Annotated in this window: 20 protein-coding genes and 1 pseudogene; 12 read left to right on the top strand and 9 right to left on the bottom strand. The window is 53.1% G+C overall.

Features of this window, described 5'->3' with window-relative positions; genetic code table 11:
- Positions 1–53: 53 nt before the first annotated feature.
- Positions 54–2651: a bifunctional aconitate hydratase 2/2-methylisocitrate dehydratase gene (acnB, locus tag K8W53_RS18405; protein WP_023234440.1), complete on the top strand. Its 2598-nt coding sequence runs from the start codon at positions 54–56 to the stop codon at positions 2649–2651.
- 31 nt (positions 2652–2682) lie between these two features.
- Here acnB and K8W53_RS18400 read toward each other — a convergent pair whose 3' ends face one another.
- The gene (locus K8W53_RS18400; protein ID WP_023223789.1) at positions 2683–3654 is read right to left on the bottom strand and encodes a DUF4424 family protein; all 972 of its coding nucleotides are present in this window, start codon (positions 3652–3654) and stop codon (positions 2683–2685) included.
- A gap of 138 nt (positions 3655–3792) precedes the next feature.
- On the opposite strand from K8W53_RS18400, the gene K8W53_RS18395 reads away from it, so the two are divergent.
- Both K8W53_RS18395 and K8W53_RS18390 read left to right on the top strand, forming a co-directional pair.
- Positions 3793–4815: a DUF4431 domain-containing protein gene (locus K8W53_RS18395; RefSeq protein WP_223163375.1), complete on the top strand. Its 1023-nt coding sequence runs from the start codon at positions 3793–3795 to the stop codon at positions 4813–4815.
- Positions 4816–5157: a hypothetical protein gene (locus K8W53_RS18390; RefSeq protein ID WP_052939484.1), complete on the top strand. Its 342-nt coding sequence runs from the start codon at positions 4816–4818 to the stop codon at positions 5155–5157.
- 14 nt (positions 5158–5171) lie between these two features.
- Here K8W53_RS18390 and K8W53_RS18385 read toward each other — a convergent pair whose 3' ends face one another.
- Positions 5172–6104, bottom strand: a complete 933-nt coding sequence (locus K8W53_RS18385) for a DUF4424 family protein (protein ID WP_023223791.1) — start codon at positions 6102–6104, stop codon at positions 5172–5174.
- Positions 6105–6178: 74 nt separating this feature from the next.
- Here K8W53_RS18385 and K8W53_RS18380 point away from each other — a divergent pair, with 74 nt between their 5' ends.
- Positions 6179–7312: a DUF4431 domain-containing protein gene (locus K8W53_RS18380; protein WP_023223792.1), complete on the top strand. Its 1134-nt coding sequence runs from the start codon at positions 6179–6181 to the stop codon at positions 7310–7312.
- An 88-nt stretch (positions 7313–7400) separates the two neighbouring features.
- Positions 7401–7493 (top strand): annotated as a pseudogene (locus K8W53_RS24045) (hypothetical protein); the annotation flags it as partial.
- Between the two features lie 39 nt (positions 7494–7532).
- On the opposite strand, the gene K8W53_RS18370 reads toward K8W53_RS24045, so the two are convergent.
- Positions 7533–7997: a membrane protein gene (locus K8W53_RS18370; protein ID WP_000110442.1), complete on the bottom strand. Its 465-nt coding sequence runs from the start codon at positions 7995–7997 to the stop codon at positions 7533–7535.
- 409 nt (positions 7998–8406) lie between these two features.
- On the bottom strand, positions 8407–8730 hold the full coding sequence (locus tag K8W53_RS18365) for a low molecular weight protein tyrosine phosphatase family protein (protein WP_023223793.1): 324 nt from the start codon (positions 8728–8730) through the stop codon (positions 8407–8409).
- 270 nt (positions 8731–9000) lie between these two features.
- Between K8W53_RS18365 and yacL the strand changes: the two genes are divergently transcribed.
- The 5 genes from yacL to K8W53_RS18340 all read left to right on the top strand — a co-directional run bounded on the left by yacL (position 9001) and on the right by K8W53_RS18340 (position 13569).
- The gene (gene yacL / locus K8W53_RS18360) at positions 9001–9363 is read left to right on the top strand and encodes a protein YacL (RefSeq protein ID WP_000384308.1); all 363 of its coding nucleotides are present in this window, start codon (positions 9001–9003) and stop codon (positions 9361–9363) included.
- Between the two features lie 234 nt (positions 9364–9597).
- The gene (locus K8W53_RS18355) at positions 9598–10551 is read left to right on the top strand and encodes a 2-keto-3-deoxygluconate permease 1 (protein ID WP_023223794.1); all 954 of its coding nucleotides are present in this window, start codon (positions 9598–9600) and stop codon (positions 10549–10551) included.
- On the top strand, positions 10548–11819 hold the full coding sequence (dtnK, locus tag K8W53_RS18350; protein WP_023205849.1) for a D-threonate kinase: 1272 nt from the start codon (positions 10548–10550) through the stop codon (positions 11817–11819). The genes K8W53_RS18355 and dtnK overlap by 4 nt, the downstream gene beginning before the upstream one ends.
- Positions 11809–12792: a D-threonate 4-phosphate dehydrogenase gene (locus tag K8W53_RS18345; RefSeq protein ID WP_017441544.1), complete on the top strand. Its 984-nt coding sequence runs from the start codon at positions 11809–11811 to the stop codon at positions 12790–12792. Before dtnK ends, K8W53_RS18345 begins: the two co-directional genes overlap by 11 nt.
- 9 nt (positions 12793–12801) lie before the next feature.
- Positions 12802–13569 (top strand): DeoR/GlpR family DNA-binding transcription regulator, encoded by a 768-nt coding sequence (locus K8W53_RS18340; RefSeq protein WP_023223795.1) that lies wholly within the window; start codon positions 12802–12804, stop codon positions 13567–13569.
- 29 nt (positions 13570–13598) lie between these two features.
- Here the strand turns inward: K8W53_RS18340 and speD are convergent, their stop codons facing one another.
- The 3 genes from speD to K8W53_RS18325 form a co-directional block, all read right to left on the bottom strand.
- Positions 13599–14393, bottom strand: coding sequence for an adenosylmethionine decarboxylase (gene speD, locus K8W53_RS18335; protein WP_000734276.1), 795 nt, complete (start codon positions 14391–14393; stop codon positions 13599–13601).
- A 20-nt stretch (positions 14394–14413) separates the two neighbouring features.
- On the bottom strand, positions 14414–15283 hold the full coding sequence (gene speE, locus K8W53_RS18330) for a polyamine aminopropyltransferase (RefSeq protein WP_023223796.1): 870 nt from the start codon (positions 15281–15283) through the stop codon (positions 14414–14416).
- 106 nt (positions 15284–15389) lie between these two features.
- Entirely contained in the window at positions 15390–15737 is a 348-nt protein-coding gene (locus K8W53_RS18325; RefSeq protein WP_000846613.1) for a YacC family pilotin-like protein, read from the bottom strand.
- A gap of 201 nt (positions 15738–15938) precedes the next feature.
- Here K8W53_RS18325 and cueO point away from each other — a divergent pair, with 201 nt between their 5' ends.
- A complete protein-coding gene (gene cueO / locus K8W53_RS18320) occupies positions 15939–17549 on the top strand; it encodes a multicopper oxidase CueO (protein ID WP_000946058.1) in 1611 nt (536 codons plus the stop codon).
- A gap of 77 nt (positions 17550–17626) precedes the next feature.
- On the opposite strand, the gene K8W53_RS18315 is transcribed toward cueO, so the two are convergent.
- On the bottom strand, positions 17627–20017 hold the full coding sequence (locus K8W53_RS18315) for a glucose/quinate/shikimate family membrane-bound PQQ-dependent dehydrogenase (protein ID WP_052939486.1): 2391 nt from the start codon (positions 20015–20017) through the stop codon (positions 17627–17629).
- A gap of 205 nt (positions 20018–20222) precedes the next feature.
- Here K8W53_RS18315 and hpt point away from each other — a divergent pair, with 205 nt between their 5' ends.
- Positions 20223–20759: a hypoxanthine phosphoribosyltransferase gene (gene hpt / locus K8W53_RS18310; protein WP_000683342.1), complete on the top strand. Its 537-nt coding sequence runs from the start codon at positions 20223–20225 to the stop codon at positions 20757–20759.
- Between the two features lie 57 nt (positions 20760–20816).
- On the opposite strand, the gene can is transcribed toward hpt, so the two are convergent.
- The gene (gene can / locus K8W53_RS18305) at positions 20817–21479 is read right to left on the bottom strand and encodes a carbonate dehydratase (protein ID WP_023203629.1); all 663 of its coding nucleotides are present in this window, start codon (positions 21477–21479) and stop codon (positions 20817–20819) included.
- Positions 21480–21491: the final 12 nt, after the last annotated feature.

The raw sequence follows: 21491 nt of genomic DNA, 5'->3' as shown, positions 1-21491 counted from the left end.
CGCCCATCAACAAAAGCGCCGCATTATGACAATGAGAGCGAGGAGATATCGTCGTGCTAGAAGAATACCGTAAGCACGTAGCTGAGCGTGCTGCCCAGGGGATTGTGCCAAAACCTTTAGACGCAACCCAAATGGCTGCGCTTGTCGAGCTGCTGAAGACCCCGCCTGTGGGCGAAGAAGAATTCCTGTTAGACCTGTTGATCAACCGCGTTCCTCCTGGCGTAGATGAAGCCGCTTATGTTAAAGCCGGTTTTCTCGCTGCTGTCGCGAAAGGCGACACCACCTCCCCGCTGGTCTCCCCAGAAAAAGCCATTGAACTGCTGGGCACCATGCAGGGTGGTTACAACATTCATCCGCTGATTGATGCGCTGGACGATGCGAAACTGGCGCCGATTGCGGCCAAAGCACTGTCCCACACCCTGCTGATGTTCGATAACTTCTACGACGTAGAAGAGAAAGCCAAAGCGGGCAATGAATACGCCAAACAGGTGATGCAATCCTGGGCCGACGCCGAATGGTTCCTGAGCCGTCCGCCGCTGGCGGAAAAAATCACCGTCACCGTTTTCAAAGTGACCGGCGAAACGAATACCGACGATCTCTCTCCGGCGCCGGATGCGTGGTCGAGACCGGATATCCCGTTACATGCGCAGGCGATGCTGAAAAACGCCCGTGAAGGCATTGAGCCGGATCAGCCAGGCGTTGTCGGCCCGATCAAACAAATCGAAGCATTGCAGAAAAAAGGCTACCCGCTGGCTTACGTGGGTGACGTGGTGGGCACCGGTTCTTCCCGTAAATCCGCGACCAACTCCGTGCTGTGGTTCATGGGCGATGACATCCCGAACGTGCCGAACAAGCGCGGCGGCGGCCTGTGCCTCGGTGGCAAAATTGCGCCTATCTTCTTTAACACTATGGAAGATGCGGGCGCACTGCCAATCGAAGTTGACGTTTCTAACCTGAATATGGGCGATGTGATTGACGTCTACCCGTACAAAGGCGAAGTGCGCAATCATGAAACCGGCGAGCTACTGGCAACCTTCGAACTGAAAACCGACGTGCTGATCGACGAAGTGCGTGCCGGTGGTCGTATCCCGCTGATTATCGGCCGTGGCCTGACCACCAAAGCGCGTGAAGCGCTGGGTCTGCCGCACTCTGATGTTTTCCGTCAGGCAAAAGACGTGGCGGAAAGCAGCCGTGGCTTCTCGCTGGCGCAGAAAATGGTCGGTCGTGCCTGCGGCGTGAAAGGCATTCGTCCGGGCGCGTACTGCGAACCGAAAATGACCTCCGTCGGTTCTCAGGATACTACTGGCCCGATGACCCGCGATGAGCTGAAAGACCTGGCCTGTCTGGGATTCTCCGCCGATCTGGTCATGCAGTCGTTCTGTCACACCGCAGCCTATCCGAAGCCGGTTGACGTCACCACGCACCACACGCTGCCAGACTTCATTATGAACCGTGGCGGTGTCTCTCTGCGTCCGGGCGATGGCGTGATCCACTCCTGGCTGAACCGTATGCTGCTGCCGGATACCGTCGGTACCGGCGGTGACTCCCATACCCGTTTCCCGATTGGTATCTCTTTCCCGGCGGGTTCTGGTCTGGTGGCGTTTGCCGCCGCGACCGGCGTGATGCCGCTGGATATGCCGGAATCCGTGCTGGTGCGCTTCAAAGGCAAAATGCAGCCGGGCATCACCCTGCGCGATCTGGTCCATGCCATCCCGCTGTACGCCATCAAACAGGGCCTGCTGACCGTTGAGAAGAAAGGCAAGAAAAACATCTTCTCTGGCCGCATCCTGGAAATCGAAGGTCTGCCGGATCTGAAAGTCGAGCAGGCGTTTGAGCTGACCGATGCTTCTGCCGAGCGTTCCGCTGCCGGTTGTACCATCAAGCTGAACAAAGAGCCGATCGTTGAATACCTGACCTCCAACATCGTCCTGCTGAAGTGGATGATCGCCGAAGGCTACGGCGACCGTCGTACGCTGGAACGTCGTATCCAGGGTATGGAAAAATGGCTGGCAGACCCGCAGCTGCTGGAAGCCGATGCTGACGCGGAATACGCAGCGGTGATCGACATCGATCTGGCGGATATCAAAGAGCCAATCCTCTGTGCGCCGAACGATCCGGACGACGCGCGTCTGCTGTCTGACGTGCAGGGCGAGAAGATCGACGAAGTGTTCATCGGTTCCTGCATGACCAACATCGGCCACTTCCGCGCGGCTGGTAAGCTGCTGGATAGCCACAAAGGCCAGTTGCCAACCCGCCTGTGGGTAGCGCCGCCAACCCGTATGGACGCCGCGCAGCTCACCGAAGAAGGTTACTATAGCGTGTTCGGTAAGAGCGGCGCGCGTATCGAAATTCCAGGTTGTTCCCTGTGTATGGGTAACCAGGCGCGTGTGGCCGACGGTGCGACGGTGGTTTCTACCTCTACCCGTAACTTCCCGAACCGTTTAGGTACCGGTGCGAACGTCTTCCTGGCTTCTGCGGAGCTGGCGGCGGTGGCGGCGCTGATCGGCAAACTGCCGACGCCGGAAGAGTACCAGACCTACGTGGCGCAGGTGGATAAGACGGCGGTGGATACCTACCGTTACCTGAACTTCGACCAGCTCTCTCAGTACACTGAGAAAGCGGACGGCGTGATTTTCCAGACTGCGGTGTAAAAGTGACTGGCCCGGATTTCCGGGCCAGTTTTTACAGCGAAGAATCGTAATAAAAATGGATATCCAGGTTTTCATCGGGCTTGAAGTTTTTTTGTTTAAACTCCAGGGTTAACGGATCAATTTGTTTTAGCGGGTAATTAAAGCAGGGGACAACCACTTCAGTCTCATCCTTCTTATGAATGCGCAAGGTAAAGTCGCCAATGACACCCTCTTTCCAGTTAGCGCCAGTTTTCAGAATATAGCCCAGATAGCCCCAGCCGATATTCGCGCTACCGTCTTCGTTTTTATATTTTATTCCTGCATCCAGCTGTTTTAACGCCTTGCGAGTGGCGGCGGTCAGGCATTGATCGCCGAGCTCATCACCAAGAAGACTGTCAAGGCTGTCAGGCACGCCGGTGGATTTACTGGGCGTGTATGAGTGGTGAATAACGATCTCCTTGCCCGCCGGAAAACGTTGTTGCCAGATAAAATATTGTTGAACGGCAATATTCAGATAGCCGTCATCAAACCACTCTGACGGTAATTGCTGTTTTCCCTCTTTATATCCTTCTTCAATAGAGGCTTTGCCCTCGCGATTGAGGACATGGCGTAGCTGTGGGATCGTCCAGCCGGTTTGCAGTAGTTTCGCCGTAATGTCTTCTTCACCTTTACCGCCTAAGTCATGGATGACTCGCCAGCGGGACTCGCTTTTAACCGGTTTACCGTCCACGCTGATCTTAAAGTTGGCAATACCTTCTGTACTATCTCCCATATATCGTTGGGAAATAGCCGGCATCGGAAAGGCTACCGGAACGGTAATATCCTGCGCCGAATGATTAATAAATACATAATCGACATTGATACGATCGCTGGCAATCAACAATCGCTCTTTCGCCATGCTGATCTCATTTTGTTGCAGAAATTCAATGGAACCATTGGTTTCCCCGACCGCCGAGTCGTTTGCATAAGCATGGTAACTGGTAATAAAACACAGGAGTACGCTCAGCCATTTAAAATATGTCATACCGGTGCATTCCATGTCCGAAACATAATCATTATCATAATCCGGCGAGTGCCGTTTTTCGAGGGAAGAAAAATGCGGTATTATTTATTTTTATTATTAATAATTTGCCAAAATACATTTGCCGAAGAAATAAAGCCATTGCCACAAGGTGATACCTGGCACAAATATATTGCCCTGTCGCTGCGCGATGAAGAAGGGCTTGAGGATGGGCTGTTTAACCTGCGGCGGATTGAAGCAAGCAGTAGCATTGCTTACGTTTGTGGCTTAATAAAAGACAAAAACGATAATTTTCTGACGGATGGGCAAAATCAATATCATCTTTATGACCGCGTGATGGCGATAGGTTATCGCTGGAGTTGGGGCAGCGTTGTGCGCTTTGATAAAACCATTGCTTCGCCGCAGGATGTTCACTGCCATTATGGTAAAAACGTACCGTTAACGTCTGCGCTCTTACGTGAGCAGGTCGCCGCGCAAGGGCGCAAAAATATTTGCCAGCCGGTAAAAGCCAACGACCCGCTGCGAAGCGATATTCTGAACGGCCTGCGCGCCAGTTATATTGGCGACAGCAATAGCTTAACCCTTAACGGCCCGCTGCCGACGGTAAAATTTATCGTCGAAGACCTTTGCGCCACGGAAGATTATGCTTACTTTTTGGGTAAGGCGACGGGAGATAAAACGAGTTTTTTTATCCATGATGACGCCAATAATCGGCTTCGCGTCGTGTTGAAAAAATCCCCGGATGGCGTGTGGCGCCCGCAGCCGGAAAACAACCTGCTGACACAACAATCTAAAGTGAGCGGCGGGTACTATAGCGATGGCACGCTGCGAGAAACCGATTTAGCGCAACTGGCGCAGGCGTGCAGGGTGGAGGGAGACACCGTTAACCTCACCGGCACGCTTCGCCAGCAGGGGGACGGCGAGTCCGCTTACTGGACCCTGACCCCGGATAACCCCCTTGCCTGCGTGCGCGATGCCAATAAGCAGCAGCCTGGCTGGAACCAGACGATGCAACTGGTGCTAACCCCACAAGAGCGGGAATCGCTCAACAATTTGGTCGGTAAAAAAGTCAGCGTCGGCGGCGATATTTTTCTGGCGCTGAGCGCCTCGCATCATACGCCGCTGTTACTGGATAATATTTTTCGCTTAACGGAAATAAAGTGAATGAGAAAGTTATGGGTTATAGGAATGCTATTGATGCTATGCGGCAACGCTGATGCGGCGGCTAAATTACAGTATTTACACGTTACTAACGGTGGGATGATGGCATTTTACGATGACGGTAACGCAAAAATGTGCGCGCGCTGCGAACCGATGGTGCAGAATCTCAAATCAATGAATAACAAGGCGCCTTATGCCCGTTGGAAACAGATGGGGGATGTCATAAAACTGAAGTCGCCAAATGGCGAGAGTGATTATAAATTTTACCAGCAGGGTGAAATTCTTCCTACCTGGTGGATTTTTAATTATAAGACGCTTCACGCGCTCGTGGATTTGAGTGAGTAAAGCGTTTTATGCCATCATTCGTACATGGACGATAAAGAATAAAACGTCACTGCCAGATTTTCCGCAGGCCGGAAATTTTTCTGCTTAAATTCCAGCGTAGTGGCGTTAATCCGCGTCAGCGGCGGCTGAAAGCAGGTGGTTATCGCATCGCCGTGAAGGCGCAGCGTAAACTCGCCGATGTCTCCCTCTTTCCACGCGGGATCACCGGTTAGCACCACATCCATCCGGTTTTGCCCCAAAGCGCCTGCCGGGCCTTGCTTCGTCATTAACTGATCCAGCGCCTGCTGTATTTGCTGGCGGTTTTCCGCCGTCGGGCAGGTGTTGTCATTGTCCAGTTCATCCGTTGACATTAGCGCGCTGAGTGACACGCTCGGGGTATAAACCTGGTGGATAGTCACCGCTTTCCCCGCCGGAAAGGTCTGCTGCCAGATGAAGTTGCGCTGGATAGTAAACTGCGGCTGATTATCCTTAAACCATTCCGGCGGCAGCGCCGGGAGATCCGCCGGAGGCGAAAATTCACCATCGCTTAGCGCGGCGATCAGTTGCTCCACCGTCCAGCCAGCCTGCTGAAGTTTATTGGTGATCTCTTCCTGCGGAGCATTCAGTACTACGGTCCAGCGTGGTTGCGGGGTCACGATCTGACCATCGACGCGGATTTTAATGTTGCGGATGCCGGGGATGTAATCTTCACCGGCTTCGTCAACGTCGCTAAATGACAGCGGCGGCATGGGGAAAACGACAGGAACGGTAATATCCTGCGCGGTCGGATTCACAAACAAATAATCAGCATTAATCCGCTCGCGTTCAATTAACAGACGCTCTTTCGCTAGTTGAATATCGCTCTGTGCCAGTAAATGCAATGAACTATTCGCCACGGCCTCATTGGCTTGCGCCGGATAAGGCAATACTGCCAGCAATAACGGGAAACCGAACGCGATCTTTTTCATGAGCAAATGATTACTGATAATAACGCAAAGCGCTATTATGGCACCCTCAATGCAATTTTTCGACGGTCACGTTCATGCGTTATTTTTTATTGGTGTTGATGATGATTTGTTGCAATTTATATGCATCAGATATGTTCCCGCTGAAGCCTGATGAAAATCCACGCGGCGCTATTGCATTAACGCTACGCGAGGAGGTTGGGCTATTAAACGCCCGCTTCGATATCAAGCGGATTGAAATCAACGAGACGCGCGAACTGGCCTATTTTTGCGGCCTGCTAAAAGATACTGACGGTCAGTATATTAAAGATGAAGATGATAAATATTATCTCTTCGATCGTATTCTGCTGGACAGCGGTACCGAAGGGTGGGTGAGTACGGTTTACCTGGATGAAGAGTTTAGCGCGCCGGAGCAAGCGAAGTGCCACTTTGCCGGGAATGTTGACCTGAAGTCACAGGAATTACGCGCGCTGGTGAAACAGTACGGGCGCATCGCAGCTTGCCTGCCGGTAGAAAAAGGCGATCCGTTGCGCACGCAACTGCTTGACGCGGTACGTGAAAACTACGTTGGCGATCTTAATCGTAAAACAACGCTGAATAATACGCCTGTGCCATCCTTCGTGGTGACGCAGCTATGCGCGGCGCAAAAATATGCCTATTTTTGTGGCGAACCTGCCAATGCCGATGCTGACTGGTATAGTCAGGATAGTAAAAAGCTGGATGTGGTATTGCAGAAAGACGCTAATAATACATGGTGGTTGCCCGTTCCTCAATTTCAGGGCATTAGTCGCCAAAGCTCACTGGCCTGGTGTAACCACAGCACCGACATTTTGCCAGTCAAAACGGTTGAAGAAATGGCGAAAAAACGGCAACAGCGTTGCGTGCGGGAAGGCGATACCGTGTCATTGCGCGGAATACTGGCAGAGCAAAAAAGCGGCGCGCAGCGTTATTGGGTGGTTAAACTCGAAGAACCGTTAACCTGCGTCCAGGATGCCGACATGCAGACAGCCGACTGGAATGGGCAAGTGCAACTCTTGTTGAGCGATGAGATCATAGAAAGAGTTAAAGTACAGTACGGCGACGATTTGTTAAACCAAGAAATTGTTGTCACAGGTGATGTTTTACTGGCATTAAGTTCAGATCACCACACGCCACTGGTACTGGAGAATATTGTGGAACTCATGCCCGTGATGGAGGGGCCGGGTTGGTGATGTGAGACTCCCCATTTTTAATGACTGCGCTCTTCCGGCGCATAATAAAAGGTCATCGACAGATCGTTTTCCGGCTTCTGCGGAGTTGGCGGCGGTGGATACCTACCGTTACCTGAACTTCGACCAGCTCTCTCAGTACACTGAGAAAGCGGACGGCGTGATTTTCCAGACTGCGGTGTAACAGCGACGGGCCCGGATTTCCGGGCCCGAATGGCGCTTCTTATTTATTATTACGCTTCACTTCCCGTAGCCCCGGCAAATACGTAATTACCCCGCCCATTATTGCCCCGGCTACAATCGCTGGAATAAGCATAATCAATACTTCACCATATATTAATGGTAGTATGCTTATGTCAAAACCATATCGCACCAAATTAAACAGCGTCGTGATAAGACCACCTGCAATGGCGCAAAGGATCATCCTGTTAATTATTTTTTGATATAATTTCAGGGGTATCAGCGCGCAGGCGACACCGGTTAACCATGCGGGGAGGAGACTGTATATCCAGCCGGTAATAATAACTAATGCTGGTATTGTTCTGTAGAAACAGAACAAAAATGAGTCTGGTCCGCCAATAATGGCGGGTGAATAGTTTATGACACCTATCGCGGTGGCTGCGCCTATTAACGGCCCAAGCAGAATAAACCAACCGCTATGATAAATTATTCGTCGAAATACAGACATAATGTATCCTTCCTTAATTTTCCTTCAACCGTCTGACAAAAAATACAACTCACTACGGCTTCTCTGCTGATATCGCCCATTGCTGGAGCTCAGTTGAAAAGTGCTTATCAAGTAGCCAACAATTTCATGACAACGACCCGGATGATAAGGAAGCGTCTGAAAGACTAGCAGGCGTCGGCGTGGGCAGGGTATTGATGATTTCTGAAAAAACGCCAGAGGGACACCGGGCTGGTAATGCTATAACTGGATGAGGGTCAGCCGTTTTTAATGACTGCGCTCTTCCGGCGCATAATAAAAGTTCATCTAAACGGCGCGCTGCCTGATGTGAAATTTGTCGTCGAGTTTTCGCTTAACGGAGATTAAGTGAATGTAAGCGTGATGGATGATGGACATTTCCTTGCGGCAATGCCTATATCTCCAACACTTCCGGCACCAGCTCTTCCAGTTGCCTGACCAGCTCAGGGTCCATATAGCGGTAGTCGTCGGGGATGTCGAGTACGTGCAGGGGCTTATTTTCAATAATACGACGATATTCAGCCATCAACCGGTCTTTATGTTTCTGCTCCATAACGCAGATAACGTCAGCCCACTGAAGTAACCCGCACGACACGCTTTTTTTGGCATTACTGCTGGTGCCGGCGGAACGGACGCTAAGGCCGGGATAGCGGCGGAACACCTGCTCCGCCGTGGGGCTGCGCCATTGATTACGGCTGCATATGAAAAGCACATTCATTAAATAAATACTCTTCCAGATCGCGCTTCGCTAACGGCGAGTTTGTCAGTCGTGGAGACTCAATACCCCACGGTGCGGCACGTAGCACTTTGTCGGAGCGCGTGTAGATATATTGAAGCGCTAGAGTGACTTTCTGTATGAATAATAAACCGTTTTGGCATTTTTATTTTATCTTTTGTGCGCCCCGCTGTTTTTCTTTCACCGTGCTGCGATAATTACCTCAAGGCGCAATGCGGTATTGGCGCATTGCCAGGGCAGAGGAAAACAATTATGGATTACGAATTTCTGCGCGACGTTACCGGAGGGGTAAAAGTACGAATGTCGATGGGCCACGAGGTGGTCGGTCACTGGTTTAATGAAGAGGTTAAAGACAATCTCTCGCTACTGGATGAAGTAGAACAAGCCGCGCGTACGGTCAAAGGCAGCGAACGCTCCTGGCAACGAGCAGGGCATGAATACACGATCTGGATGGACGGCGAAGAAGTGATGATTCGCGCCAATCAGCTGGATTTTTCCGGCGATGAGATGGAAGAGGGGATGAGTTATTACGATGAAGAGAGTTTATCCCTGTGCGGCATGGAGGATTTTCTGCGGGTCGTCGCCGCGTATCGGGAATTCGTCAGTAAAGCCTGACCCTCTCTTCGTTATTGTCCCGCAACGCCAGTCGACGGACAGTTGGGGGCGGTAGTGGAAACGAAATCACCACACATTCCAGCCGGGAGTATCCCGGCTTTTTTATTGCAGAATGATTTTTTGATTTTTATTAATCATTTTAAAACTGTGATCTGACGCGTTTGTGATCTTAATTTGATTGAATATAATCGTTATGATTTTATTCAATCACAACAAGCAACAGGCGGTAAGACCATGAACATCAAAAAAGCAATAGAGCGCGTACCCGGCGGCATGATGGTCGTACCGCTCGTTATTGGCGCAGTCATTAACACCTTCGCTCCACAGGCGCTTGAGATCGGCGGTTTTACCACCGCCTTATTTAAAAACGGCGCGGCGCCGCTGATTGGCGCTTTTCTGCTGTGTATGGGAGCCGGTATCAGTGTGAAAGCCGCGCCCCAGGCGTTATTGCAGGGCGGGACGATTACGCTCACTAAGTTGCTTGTCGCCATCGGCATTGGCCTGGGCGTGGAGCATCTTTTCGGCGCGGAGGGTATTTTTGGCCTGAGCGGCGTGGCGATTATCGCGGCGATGAGCAATTCGAATGGCGGACTTTATGCTGCGCTGGTAGGCGAATTCGGCAATGAGCGCGACGTCGGCGCTATCTCTATTTTGTCTCTTAATGATGGCCCTTTCTTTACGATGATTGCGCTGGGCGCGGCAGGGATGGCGAACATTCCCATTATGGCGCTGGTGGCGGTGCTGGTTCCGCTGGTTGTCGGCATGATCCTCGGCAATCTTGATCCTCATATGCGCGATTTTTTGACCAAAGGCGGCCCGCTGCTCATTCCTTTCTTTGCTTTTGCGCTGGGGGCGGGCATCAACCTGGAAATGTTACTGCAAGGCGGACTTGCCGGAATTCTGCTCGGCGTGCTGACAACGTTCGTTGGCGGTTTCTTTAATATTCGCGCAGATCGTCTGGTTGGCGGAACTGGCATTGCCGGGGCGGCGGCCTCCAGCACCGCGGGTAATGCCGTTGCGACGCCGCTGGCTATTGCGCAGGCCGACCCTTCGCTCGCCGAGGTGGCCGCTGCTGCCGCTCCGCTGATTGCCGCCTCGGTGATCACCACGGCAATCCTGACGCCAGTGTTGACCTCCTGGGTTGCGAAAAAACAGACGCGTCAGGCTTCTTTGGAGAAAAACGCATGAAAATGATAGTTATCGCCGACGATTTTACCGGATCGAATGATACCGGCGTCCAGTTGGCGAAGAAGGGGGCGAGAACGGAAGTCATGTTGAGCGCGTCGCAAAAACCGTCCCGCCGCGCCGATGTGTTAGTCATTAACACCGAAAGCCGGGCGATGCCCGCAGATCAGGCGGCATCTGCCGTTTATGCCGCGCTTTTCCCGTGGTGTGAGACATCGCCAGCGCCGCTGGTGTACAAAAAAATCGACTCTACATTTCGCGGCAATATCGGCGCCGAAGTGACGGCGGCCATGCGCGCCAGTCAGCGAAAACTGGCCGTTATCGCCGCCGCGATCCCTGCGGCCGGACGCACGACGCTTGAAGGAAAATGTCTGGTTAATGGCGTCCCGCTACTGGAAACAGAATTTGCCAGCGATCCGAAAACGCCCATTGTCTCTTCCCGCATTGCCGAGATAGTGGCGTTGCAAAGTGAGATCCCTGTGTATGAAGTCTTTTTGCAGGATGTCCGACGCGGTGGGTTAAGCGCCTTACTTACGGCTTATGCGGCTGAGGGCGAAGGGATTATCGTCGTGGATGCGGTGGAAGAGCGGGACCTGACGTTGATTGCGCAAGCGGCGTGCGAACAACCGTCGATGCCGCTGCTCGTCGGCGCAGCGGGTCTGGCGAATGCGTTGCCGGTTGAACTTTTTATGCAAGACCGGCAGCGGCTGCCGGTGCTGGTGGTGGCCGGTTCGATGAGCGAAGCCACGCGACGTCAGGTGGATAATGCGCTGTGCCGGGGACGTGCGGAGGTCGTGGATATTGATGCCGCGCGCATGGTGTCGGATAGCGCGGAGCAGGAAATCGCGTCTGTCGTAGAGCAGGCCTGCGCGCTGTTAAGTCAGCATCGACATACGATTTTACGCACCAGCCGTCGCGCGGAAGATCGACAGTTAATCGACGCATTGTGCGAAAAATCCGCGATGAGCCGTCAGCAATTGGGCGAGCGACTGAGTCAGCGGCTTGGCGTCGTCACGTTAAACATTATCGAGCAGGCGCGGATTGGCGGGCTGTTTCTGACCGGCGGTGATATCGCTACCGCCGTCGCCGGCGCGCTTGGCGCTGAAGGTTATCGCATTCAGAGCGAGGTGGCGCCCTGTATTCCCTGTGGAACGTTTGTAAACAGCGAAATTGACGATCTGCCGGTCATTACCAAAGCGGGCGGATTCGGTTCAGACAGTACGTTGTGTGACGCGCTTTATTATATTGAGGAGATGTATTGTGGAGACTAAAACCGTTGCCATTACTATGGGCGATCCCGCGGGCATTGGGCCGGAAATTATTGTTAAAGCGCTAAGCGAAGACGGTCTCAACGGCGCGCCGCTGGTGGTTATTGGATGCCTCGCAACGTTGAAACGTTTACAGGCGAAGGGCATCACGCCGAACGTCGAGTTACGGGCCATTAAACGGGTCGCCGAAGCGCGTTTTGCGCCCGGCATCATTCATGTGATTGATGAGCCGCTGGCGCAGCCGGAGGCGCTGGAGGCCGGGAAAGTTCAGGCGCAGGCGGGGGATTTAGCGTATCGCTGCGTGAAGCGCGCCACCGAGTTAGCGTTACGGGGCGACGTACAGGCTATTGCTACCGCGCCGCTGAATAAAGAGGCGCTGCACCTGGCGGGGCACAACTATCCGGGCCATACCGAGCTGCTCGCGACCCTGACCCATAGCCGCGATTACGCGATGGTACTTTACACCGATAAACTAAAAGTGATTCACGTTTCAACGCATATCGCGCTGCGTAAATTCCTTGATACGTTAAGTACCACGCGTGTCGAAACGGTGATTGGTATTGCTGATACTTTCCTCAAGCGTGTGGGTTACGTTAAACCGCGTATCGCCGTGGCAGGCGTGAATCCTCATGCGGGCGAGAATGGCCTGTTTGGCGATGAAGAGACGCGTATCCTGACGCCAGCCATTACCGATGCCCGCGCAAAAGGTATGGACGTTTATGGGCCGTGCCCGCCGGATACTGTATTTCTCCAGGCTTATGAGGGGCAGTATGATATGGTGGTGGCGATGTATCATGACCAGGGGCATATCCCGTTGAAATTGCTTGGCTTTTATGATGGCGTGAATATCACCGCGGGGCTGCCGTTTATTCGGACCTCTGCCGATCATGGCACCGCATTTGATATCGCCTGGACGGGAAAAGCAAAATCTGAGAGCATGGCCGTATCGATCAAACTGGCAATGCAACTGGCATAATTCCCTGTTATGAAAGGACAACACCGTCTGGATCTCATTGTGGCGTATCTGAAAAACCATACGCTGGTTACGGTAGAACAGCTGGTTGAGGCGGTTGACGCATCGCCAGCCACTATCCGTCGCGATTTGATCAAGCTGGATGAGCAGGGCGTGATCAGCCGTAGTCATGGCGGCGTGGCGCTGCGGCGTTTTGAACCCGCCCAGCCCACCACCAATGAAAAACAACTGCGATCGCCCGCTGAAAAACGGGCGATCGCACGCGTTGCCGCATCGCTGGTGAATGCTGGCGATGCCGTCGTGCTGGATGCCGGTACGACAATGATGGAGCTGGCGAAATGCTTAACCCATCTTCCGCTGCGGGTCATCACCGTCGATCTGCATATTGCGCTGTTTTTAGCTGAGTTCCGGCAAATTGAAGTGACGATTGTCGGCGGTCGTATCGATGACAGCAGTCAGTCCTGTATCGGTGAGCATGGGCGTAAGCTATTGCGCAGCGTGTATCCGAACATCGCGTTTATGAGCTGTAATTCATGGGGGGTAAAAACGGGCGTGACGACCCCAACGGAAGATAAGGCCGGGCTTAAACAGGAGATTATTGCTAATGCGCAGCGCAAAGTGTTGCTGGTGGACAGCAGTAAGTATGGCGCGCATTCGCTCTTTAATGTGGTGCCGCTTGAGCGCTTTAATGATGTGATTACCGACGTCAATCTACCGCCGTCAGCACAGGTTGAACTGAAAGGGCGCGCTTTTGCGCTAACGCTGGTGCAGCCGGAGTGACAGCGCCGTCAGGCGCTGTCAGTGGTGAATCAGACCGCCGAAATATTGCGGCCGTAGTAAATCTCGCGCATCTCTTTCCACAGCGCGGCGGTGATCTCCTGGCGTTCGGTTTCAGTGAGATCTTCCGGTTTGGTGTGAAACATGTAGTGCTTAAGATCGAACTCTTTAAGCAGCATCTTGGTATGGAAAATATTTTCCTGATACACGTTTACATCCACCATGTCATACAGCGACTTCATATCTTCCGACATAAAATTCTGAATAGAATTAATCTCATGATCGATAAAGTGCTTCATACCGTTGACGTCGCGCGTAAAGCCGCGCACGCGGTAATCGATGGTGACAATATCGGACTCTAGCTGGTGGATCAGGTAATTGAGCGCTTTTAGCGGTGAAATCACCCCGCAGGTTGACACTTCGATGTCGGCGCGAAAGGTGCATAGCCCGCCTTCCGGATGGCTTTCCGGATAGGTATGCACACAGATATGGCTCTTATCGAGGTGCGCCACCACGGTTTCCGGCAGCGGGCCGGGATGTTCGGTTTGATCGATAAGTTTCGGGTCGATCGGCTCTTCGCTCACCAGAATCGTGACGCTGGCGCCCTGGGGTTCATAATCCTGACGGGCGATGTTCAGGATGTTCGCGCCGATAATGGAGCAGGTCTCCGACAGGATCTCGGTCAGTCGGTTGGCGTTATAGAGTTCATCGATATAGGCGATATAGCCATCGCGCTCTTCTGCGGTTTTGGCGTAGCAGATATCGTAAATACAAAAACTCAGGCTTTTCGTCAGATTGTTAAAGCCATGCAGTTTCAGCTTTTTCAATTTTTATCACCTCCTTAACGTCACTGTGCGGACAGTGCGTCATGTAGATATTGCGGTAGCGCAAATGCAGCGGCATGAATAGCCGGGTTGTAATAGCGACATTTGAGGCCGGCGGCATGAAAACGCGCCTGAATAATTTCGCTCGACAGGTGACGAAGAGCGTCGTTGTCCGTCGCCCAGGCGAAGGTCATAATGCCGCCGTAATAGGTCGGAATCGCCGCCTGGTAGAAGCCGACATCGCTGAAGTAATGACTCAGCTTGCGGTGGCTGTCGAGCGCTTCATCCTGTTGCAGGAAGCACACGCCGTTCTGGGCGACAAAAATGCCGCCCGGATTCAGGCAACGCTTACAGCCTTCATAAAAGGCGGAGGTAAACAGGCTTTCGCCGGGGCCGATCGGATCGGTACAGTCGGAAATGATCACATCAAAGGTCTGATGGGTCTGATGGGTCTGATTGACGAAATTCACGCCGTCGTCGATCACCAGCGTAAAGCGCGGATCGTCGTAGCTGCCGGCATTGTGGTTGGGTAAATACTGGCGGCAAAACGAGACTACGCCAGCGTCGATCTCCACCATGGTGATGGTTTCGACGTTTTTATGCCGGGTGACTTCACGTAGCATTGCGCCGTCGCCGCCGCCGATAATCAGAACGTGTTTCGCATGACCGTGCGCCAGCAGCGGGACGTGGGTCATCATTTCATGATAAATAAACTCGTCGCGTTCGGTGGTCTGTACCACGCCGTCCAGCGCCATCACGCGGCCAAAAGCGGCGTTTTCAAAGATGATTAAATCCTGGTGATCGGTTTTTTCATGATACAGAACGTTGTCTACGGCAAAGTACTGACCAAACTGGTCGTGTAGCGTTTCATGCCACATCGTATTTTCGGCCATTGGCTGATACCTCCATTGTTAACACCCGTAAAAAAAGGGCGCAACATCATAGCTAACAATGACCGTGGATGCACGGTCATTATTTCAGCAATAGGATCGCGGAGGATTATTTAACGTAGGCTAACAGGCTCAGAGAATCGCGGGCCAGAGCTTTGCATTTTTTAGCGACCGGAATACCGATGCCGCTAAGATCGCGGTAGCTGTCTTCGCCCAACGATTTCATATCGAAGGTGTCGTAGTTACTCAGGTCCCACTGATTTTGCTGGGCAAAAAAGACCAGCGCACGGCGAATCTGACTGTTGGGTAAATTTTGGTAACCACAGTCATTTTTCAGAAAAACGAAAACCGCCGTTAAATCGGCCATATCTTCAGCTTCGGATTCAGTAAGCGCATAGCTATTTGCGCATAAGGCCATCAGGCTGCCAAACAACACGGGTCTGAAAAACGTCTTCATTGCTTCTACCACGGCATCAGGGAAAGTCAACGTTAGCATACTGAGAACGTAGCGACGACTTTTATTATCAGGATTGGTCGCGGCGTTTTCATTCTTATTGTATTGCTGTCAGGAATGGTAAAGACGTGTTGCTGGCTTGACCTTCCCGTTAGGGCAGGGTCTAAGCTTAGACACCCGCCTGTTCATTATAAGGAAATGATTATGTTACGCCGTGATTTCTTAAAATATTCAGTGGCGCTGGGGGTTGCATCAGCGCTGCCGCTGTGGAGCCGCGCCGCTTTTGCCGCCGAACGTCCCGCGTTGCCTATTCCTGACCTGTTAACGGCAGATGCGAGCAACCGTATGCAGTTAATTGTTAAAGCCGGACAGTCGACATTCGCCGGTAAGAACGCGACAACCTGGGGCTACAACGGTAATTTGCTGGGGCCAGCGGTACAGCTTCACAAAGGAAAAAGTGTGACCGTTGATATCCATAACCAACTGGCCGAAGACACGACGCTTCACTGGCATGGTCTGGAGATTCCGGGCATCGTCGACGGCGGTCCGCAGGGGATTATTCCCGCAGGCGGAACCCGCACGGTGACGTTTACGCCGCAGCAACGCGCCGCGACCTGCTGGATTCATCCGCACAAACACGGCAAAACCGGGCGCCAGGTGGCGATGGGCCTTGCCGGACTGGTGCTGATTGAAGATGACGAGATTCGCAAATTGCGCCTGCCGAAACAGTGGGGCATCGACGATGTACCGGTGATCATTCAGGACAAACGCTTCTCCGCCGATGGCCAGATTGATTATCAACTGGATATTATGACCGCCGCCGTCGGCTGGTTTGGCGATACGCTGCTGACCAATGGCGCTATCTATCCGCAGCATTCCGCGCCGAAAGGCTGGCTACGTCTGCGCTTGCTAAATGGCTGTAATGCGCGTTCGCTGAATATCGCCGCCAGCGATAATCGTCCGCTTTATGTGATCGCCAGCGACGGCGGCCTGCTGGCGGAGCCGGTGAAAGTCACCGAACTGCCGTTATTAATGGGCGAGCGTTTTGAAGTGCTGGTGGATATCAGTGACGGGAAAGCCTTTGATCTGGTGACCCTGCCGGTCAGCCAGATGGGAATGGCGATCGCTCCGTTTGATAAACCGCATCCGGTGATGCGTATCCAGCCGCTGCGGATTACCGCCTCCGGTACGCTGCCGGATACGTTGACGACGATGCCAGCGCTGCCGTCGCTGGAAGGGCTGACGGTGCGCAACCTGAAACTGTCGATGGACCCGCGCCTTGATATGATGGGGATGCAAATGCTGATGAAGAAATATGGCGCTCAGGCGATGAGCGGCATGGATCATGACAGCATGAACGCGCATATGCAGGGCGGCAATATGGGGCATGGCGAGATGGATCATGGCAACATGGATCACAGCGGGATGAATCATGGCGCGATGGGCAATATGAATCACGGCGGAAAATTCGACTTCCATAACGCTAACTTTATCAACGGCCAGGTCTTCGATATGAACAAACCGATGTTCGCGGCGCAAAAAGGCCGACATGAACGTTGGGTGATTTCCGGCGTGGGCGACATGATGCTGCATCCTTTCCATATTCACGGCACGCAGTTCCGTATTCTGTCAGAGAACGGCAAAGCGCCAGCGGCGCACAGAACGGGCTGGAAGGATACGGTACGCGTTGAGGGCGGTATCAGCGAAGTGCTGGTCAAGTTCGATCACGACGCGCCGAAGGAACATGCCTATATGGCGCACTGTCATCTGTTAGAACATGAAGATACGGGAATGATGTTAGGATTTACGGTCTGACCGATATCTCCGACGCAGGCCGGGTAAGGCGAAGCCGCCACCCGGCACAATGCCCGGCATACGCCGGGCATTAATGGTTATTTCGCGTCGTCAGGCAAAGCATAGGCCACGATATAGTCGCCCATCTTCGTACCAAACGAACCGTGGCCTCCGGCAGAAACGACCACGTACTGCTTACCGTTTACCTCATAGGTCATCGGCGTTGCCTGGCCTCCGGCGGGTAAACGTCCCTGCCACAGTTTTTCCCCGTTGCTCATGTTATAAGCGCGCAGGTAGTTGTCGGCGGTCGCGGCAATGAACAGTACGTTACCGGCGGTTGAGATTGGCCCGCCGAGCATGGGCATCCCCATGTTGAACGGCACCGGAACCGGCATCGGGAACGGCATACTGTCGCGCGGCGTCCCTATACGTTTCTTCCACACGATTTCATTGGTCTTCAGATCCAACGCGGAAATATAGCCCCAGGCCGGTTGTTTACACGGCAGGCCAAACGGCGAAAGGAACGGATTCAGCGTGACGCCGAACGGTACGCCGTACTGTGGCTGAATACCTGCTTCTGTACCAGTACCTTTCGCGTCTTTCGGCGGCTCCATTGGATTACCCGGGCCGCGTGGGATCAGCTTCGAGACAAACGGCAGCGCCATCGGGTTAGCGATAGCGACCTGACGGTCTGGATCGACGGAAATACCGCCCCATTCAAACATCCCCAGGTTGCCAGGGAATACCAATGTCCCCTGCTCGGACGGCGGGGTGAAGATACCTTCATAGCGCAACTGGTGGAACATAACGCGGCACACCAGTTGGTCGAACATGGTCGCGCCCCACATATCCGCGCCGGAGAGATCTTTTTTCGGGCGGAAGGTTAAATCAGAGAACGGCTGAGTTTTGGCGACGTAATCGCCTTTTGCCGCGCCCTGCGGGACCGGTTTTTCCGGGGCGGGCACGACCAGCTCGCCATTACGTCTGTCGAGCACAAAGATATTACCGGTTTTCGCTGGCGCATAGATAACCGGAACGGTAGTACCGTCAACGGTAATATCTGCCAGCGTCGGCTGTGCCGGCAGGTCCATATCCCACAGATCGTGATGGACGGTCTGATAACTCCAGGCCAGTTTCCCGGTGGTGGCATTCAGCGCCAGGATGGAGCTGGCATAACGTTCCTGCTCCGGCGTGCGGTTACCGCCCCAGATATCCGGCGTGGTCACGCCCATCGGCAGATAGACCAGATCCAGTTTCGCATCATAGGCGGCAGGCGCCCAGGAGTTCGGCGAGTTAAAGGTAAAAGAGTGCTCATCGGCTGGAATCGCGTTCGGATCTTTCGCCCCCGGATCGAAGGCCCACAGTAGTTTACCGCTATTAACATCAAAACCACGGATAACGCCGGACGTTTCGCGGGTAGAGAAGTTATCCGTGACCGAACCGGCAATGACAATCGTTTTATCGGTGATAATCGGCGGCGACGTCGGTTCATACAGTCCCGGCGTGGTGTCCGGCATATTGGTTTGCAGATTCAGGACGCCTTTGTTGGCGAAGGTTTCACACAGCTTGCCGGTTTCGGCATTCACCGCGAAAAGGCGACCGTCATTGACCGGAAGGATAATGCGGCGCGGACAGTCGGCGATGACCTCCGGCGAGGCGGTATCCGCTTTGGCCTCATGATAAGAGACGCCGCGGCAGGTCACATGCTGGAAAGACGAATCGGTCTTCAACTGAGGATCAAAATGCCACTTCTCTTTACCGCTGGCGGCGTCCAGCGCGAACAGACGCTGGTGAGCTGTACACAGATAAAGCGTATCGCCGACTTTAATCGGGGTCACTTCGTTGGTGATTTCGCCCGGATCGTTGGGTTGTTTCAGATCGCCGGTGCGGAAGACCCACGCTTCTTTCAGTTGGTGAACGTTATCCGCAGTGATCTGTTTCAGCGGCGAATAGCGTTGGCCTTCCTGATTACGTCCATAGGCCGGCCAGTCTTCGTCGGCGATCGACGAGCTTGTTGCGACGGGCGTGGCGTCGGCGCGAAGCGTACCGTTGATCTCCTGCGGGTCGTTGAAGCCAGCCCAGGTCAGAATGCCGCCGCTAATCAGCAGCGCCACGACCAGCGCCGCCACTGCGCCGCTGGAAGGAACCACCAGCCGATGCCAGACAAACGGCAATATTAGCCAGATGCCGAAAAACACCAGAATATCGCTACGCGGCGTGAGCGCCCAGAAGTCGAACCCGACTTCCCACACGCCCCAAATCATTGTCGCCAGCAGCAGGGCGGCATACAGCCACAGCGCGGCACGTTTACTGCGCCATAGCAATCCGGCCACAACCAACATCACGAGGCCCGCGATGGGGTAGTACCAGGAACCGCCAATAGCAACCAGCCAGACACCTCCGATAAGAAGATACAGCCCACAAAGTGCTGCAAAGAGGGCCGTCAGCGTCACGAGTAATCGTGGCGATCGTGCGTTATTTTCTGCCATAAAAAGACACCATCCCAAATTGTTAATTTTTTAGTAGCAATTAAGTATAGGAATTAACATGTGTGATCGTCATCACAAAATGAGCTTTCTTATCAAATGCCGCGAATGAATACGTTTGCTGTTATACTGCGTGCCTTGCGCGTCAATGCGGCGTTATTAGTCACCGGCATTGAGTGATTTGTTTTTAAATCATATGGTTATAAATATGAAACATACTGTTGAAGTCATGATCCCCGAAGCGGAGATCAAAGCACGTATTGCCGAGCTGGGTCGTCAGATTACCGAACGTTATAAAGACAGCGGCAGTGAAATGGTGCTGGTAGGTCTGTTGCGTGGCTCATTTATGTTTATGGCGGACCTGTGCCGTGAAGTTCAGGTTCCTCATGAAGTCGATTTTATGACCGCCTCCAGCTATGGTAGCGGCATGTCCACCACCCGCGACGTGAAAATCCTCAAAGATTTGGATGAGGATATTCGCGGTAAAGACGTGCTGATTGTCGAAGACATTATTGATTCCGGTAATACGCTGTCGAAGGTCCGTGAAATCCTGGGCCTGCGCGAGCCGAAATCGCTGGCGATTTGTACGCTGCTGGATAAACCGTCTCGCCGCGAAGTGGACGTGCCGGTTGAGTTTGTTGGCTTTTCGATTCCGGACGAATTTGTAGTCGGTTACGGTATCGACTACGCCCAGCGTTATCGCCATCTACCGTATGTGGGTAAAGTGGTGCTGCTGGACGAGTAAGAGCAGAAATGCCGGATGGCGTCGCTAAAGCGACTTATCCGGCCTATAGCTAATGGCTTATTGGTGGGGAATGTATTTCAGACTTAGGGCGGAGATACCCTTATGATAGCCGTTCTCCAGCGTTTCTCTGTTGGTGGCGGTGACGTCAAGATCGCGCAGCAGGCCATCATTGATACTGTACGCCCAGCCGTGAATGGTCACATTCTGCCCGCGTTTCCACGCTGACTGCATAATGGTGGAATGCCCCAGGTTATAGACCTGCTCCATGACGTTCAATTCATAGAGCGCGTCCAGACGTTGCTCTTCGGGCATTTTTCCCAACAGCGCGCTATGTTTAAGCCAGATGTCGCGGATATGCAGCAGCCAGTTATTAATCAAGCCCAGCTCAGGGTTTTCTACCGCAGCCTTGATACCGCCGCAACCGGAGTGGCCGCAAATGATAATATGCTCAACTTCCAGAACATCTACCGCATACTGAACCACGGAGAGACAGTTCAGATCGGTGTGAATAACCAGGTTAGCCACATTACGGTGAACAAACAATTCGCCCGGTTCAAGCCCGGTTAAACGCTCTGCGGGAACGCGGCTGTCGGAACATCCAATCCATAGAAAGCGCGGTTTTTGCGCTTGCGCCAGTTTCTCAAAAAATCCGGGGTCCTCTTCCACCAGCATTTTTGACCATAGTGCATTGTTGCTGATGAGTGTATCTATGTCTTTCATGGAAGTTAACGA

The sequence above is a fragment of the Salmonella sp. A29-2 genome (assembly GCF_020150755.1).
GTDB lineage: Bacteria > Pseudomonadota > Gammaproteobacteria > Enterobacterales > Enterobacteriaceae > Salmonella > Salmonella enterica.
The sequence above is the reverse complement of the archived record's forward strand: the minus strand, read 5'-3'. Positions and strand labels throughout refer to the sequence as shown.

Excerpts from the sequence above, each read along its gene's own strand:
- K8W53_RS18400 (WP_023223789.1), bottom strand. The coding sequence starts at position 3,654 with ATGACATATTTTAAATGGCTGAGCGTACTCCTGTGTTTTATTACCAGT.
- K8W53_RS18390 (WP_052939484.1), top strand. The coding sequence starts at position 4,816 with ATGAGAAAGTTATGGGTTATAGGAATGCTATTGATGCTATGCGGCAAC.
- K8W53_RS18385 (WP_023223791.1), bottom strand. The coding sequence starts at position 6,104 with ATGAAAAAGATCGCGTTCGGTTTCCCGTTATTGCTGGCAGTATTGCCT.
- K8W53_RS18380 (WP_023223792.1), top strand. The coding sequence starts at position 6,179 with ATGCGTTATTTTTTATTGGTGTTGATGATGATTTGTTGCAATTTATAT.
- K8W53_RS18370 (WP_000110442.1), bottom strand. The coding sequence starts at position 7,997 with ATGTCTGTATTTCGACGAATAATTTATCATAGCGGTTGGTTTATTCTG.
- K8W53_RS18365 (WP_023223793.1), bottom strand. The coding sequence starts at position 8,730 with ATGAATGTGCTTTTCATATGCAGCCGTAATCAATGGCGCAGCCCCACG.
- yacL (WP_000384308.1), top strand. The coding sequence starts at position 9,001 with ATGGATTACGAATTTCTGCGCGACGTTACCGGAGGGGTAAAAGTACGA.
- K8W53_RS18355 (WP_023223794.1), top strand. The coding sequence starts at position 9,598 with ATGAACATCAAAAAAGCAATAGAGCGCGTACCCGGCGGCATGATGGTC.
- dtnK (WP_023205849.1), top strand. The coding sequence starts at position 10,548 with ATGAAAATGATAGTTATCGCCGACGATTTTACCGGATCGAATGATACC.
- K8W53_RS18340 (WP_023223795.1), top strand. The coding sequence starts at position 12,802 with ATGAAAGGACAACACCGTCTGGATCTCATTGTGGCGTATCTGAAAAAC.
- speE (WP_023223796.1), bottom strand. The coding sequence starts at position 15,283 with ATGGCCGAAAATACGATGTGGCATGAAACGCTACACGACCAGTTTGGT.
- K8W53_RS18325 (WP_000846613.1), bottom strand. The coding sequence starts at position 15,737 with ATGAAGACGTTTTTCAGACCCGTGTTGTTTGGCAGCCTGATGGCCTTA.
- cueO (WP_000946058.1), top strand. The coding sequence starts at position 15,939 with ATGTTACGCCGTGATTTCTTAAAATATTCAGTGGCGCTGGGGGTTGCA.
- K8W53_RS18315 (WP_052939486.1), bottom strand. The coding sequence starts at position 20,017 with ATGGCAGAAAATAACGCACGATCGCCACGATTACTCGTGACGCTGACG.
- hpt (WP_000683342.1), top strand. The coding sequence starts at position 20,223 with ATGAAACATACTGTTGAAGTCATGATCCCCGAAGCGGAGATCAAAGCA.
- can (WP_023203629.1), bottom strand. The coding sequence starts at position 21,479 with ATGAAAGACATAGATACACTCATCAGCAACAATGCACTATGGTCAAAA.